2 protein-coding genes are annotated in these 2,181 nt (G+C 28.6%); both read left to right on the top strand.

Features of this window, described 5'->3' with window-relative positions:
* Nucleotides 1-90 precede the first annotated feature (90 nt).
* Nucleotides 91-1,392, top strand: a complete 1,302-nt coding sequence (gene istA, locus AZI32_RS16950) for an IS21 family transposase (protein ID WP_061997130.1) — start codon at nucleotides 91-93, stop codon at nucleotides 1,390-1,392.
* Entirely contained in the window at nucleotides 1,367-2,125 is a 759-nt protein-coding gene (gene istB, locus AZI32_RS16945; RefSeq protein WP_206406649.1) for an IS21-like element helper ATPase IstB, read from the top strand. Before istA ends, istB begins: the two co-directional genes overlap by 26 nt.
* The last annotated feature ends 56 nt before the right edge of the window (nucleotides 2,126-2,181 follow it).

Here is a 2,181-nt window from a genome sequence, read left to right as displayed (position 1 = left end):
TATGAATGCTAAAATAAAAATGTACTAAGTTGCTAATATTTCCATGTACAACATTGTCTAAATTCTTTACAGTATTATTGGGTGATGAATATGATTCTAAAGATGAAAATTAATACTGAAATAGAAATAAACTCAATAAAGGATTTAGGCAAATTAAAAATATTAGTGGAGGTTAACAACTTGGAAAAACCAAATTTCAGTGAACTAGGAAGAAAACTAGGCGTTGATAGAAGAACAGTGAAAAAATATTATGAAGGTATTGCACAAAAAGAACGAAAACAGAAAAAATCTAAGATAGATGACTATTACGATATTATCACTTCTTTGTTATCAACAGAAAATAAACAGATATTCTATTACAAATCACATCTATATAGATATCTCGTTAGAGAGCATGGACTAGAGTGCTCTAGGAGCAATTTTAATTATTTTATATTAAAAAATAGTAATTTTGCTGAGCATTTTAATCTAAAGTCTAAAAAGGATGCTATAAAATCTGAAACTCCATTTGGTAAACAAGCTCAATTTGATTGGAAAGAAAAACTCAAATTTTCATTTAAGAATGGAGATGAAATGACTCTAAATGTAGGTAGTTTAGTGCTATCAGCATCTAGATTTAAAGTGTGGACAATTTATCCTTCAACTAGTCAAAATCATTTATTTGATTTTTTAGCTAATGCATTTGAAACAATAGGAGGTGTTCCAAAAGAAATATTAATAGATAATGCATCAACAATGATGGATCAGGCAAGGACCGAAGGTTCCGAAGGGAAAATTAACAATAAGTTTAAACAATTAGCTGATGACTTTGGATTTAAAATAGTTCCTTGTATCAGAGCAAGACCTAATACTAAAGCAAAAGTAGAAAATCCAATGAGAATAATAGATGAACTAATGAATTACAATGGTATTGTAGAAAATTTGCAGGAGCTACATAAAAAGATGAATATTATAACAAATGAAGCTAATTCAAGGATATGTCAAGCTACAGGCTTACCGCCTATATTAGTTTTTAACAAAGAAAAAGAACATCTCCTACCACTACCACATGATAAAGTATGTTCTTTTTACAAAAATATTACCACATCAGTAAAGGTAAATACAAATGCTCTCTTTAAGTATAAACAGAATATGTACTCTGTTCCACCTGAACTTATTGGTAAAACAATTGTTATAGAAGTTACTGAGAATAACCTCTATGTGTATTATAACAAAAATTTAGTTACAATACACAACATCTCTAACAAAAAAGTTAATTATCATAATAATCATCATGTTGATTTATTGGGTATAACATTTAAAGGTCAAGATAAAGAAACAGTGTCAGACTATGCAAATAAACATTTTAAAGAATTGGAGAAATTTAATGAGCAACTATCAGAAGTTATGTGAAAACTTAAAGGATTTAAAACTAACACAAATAAGTTTAAAATTAGATGAATATATAACAAGAGTAAATGAAGGGAACATAAGCATCGTAGATGCGCTCTACGAGCTTACGTCAAAGGAAATAGAGGTAAAAAACTTTAATGCAACTAATGCAATGGTAAAAGTAGCTGGATTTCCACACTTGAAGGAAATGAAGGATTTTGACTTCGAATTTCAGCCTAAAATAAATAAAAAACAGTTTTTAGATTTTGAGAGTTTAAGATTTTTGGAAAGCAATAGCAATGTAATTTTAATTGGAAATAGTGGAGTGGGAAAAACTCACCTAGCCACTTCAATTGGTATTGCTGCCGCAAAGAAAAGAATAAGCACATATTTTATAAAGTGCCAGGATTTGATTGATCAGCTAAAAAAAGCATATTTAGAAAATAAACTTGAAAGTAGAATAAAACATTTTAGTAAATATAGGCTGTTGATAATTGATGAGATAGGTTATTTACCAATCGGTGAGCAAGAAGCTAAAATGTTTTTTCAATTAATAGATAAACGATATGAGAAAAAAAGCACAATAATCACTAGTAACATAAATTTATCAGATTGGAGTCAGATATTTGTAGATAATATGCTAGCTAGCGCTATTCTTGATAGACTTGTTCACCATTCCAGTATTGTAAATATATTAGGTAATTCTTATAGAACAGCCTCTGCTCTTTCTAAGATATCTAATAAAACTAATTAGCAAAACTGTACATAAGAATATTGGCACAATCATACAAAAAAATATTGACATTAATA

The sequence above is a fragment of the Clostridium sp. ATCC 25772 genome (genome assembly GCF_001573875.1).
Lineage (GTDB): Bacteria > Bacillota > Clostridia > Clostridiales > Clostridiaceae > Clostridium_J > Clostridium_J senegalense.
The sequence above is the reverse complement of the archived record's forward strand: the minus strand, read 5'-3'. Positions and strand labels throughout refer to the sequence as shown.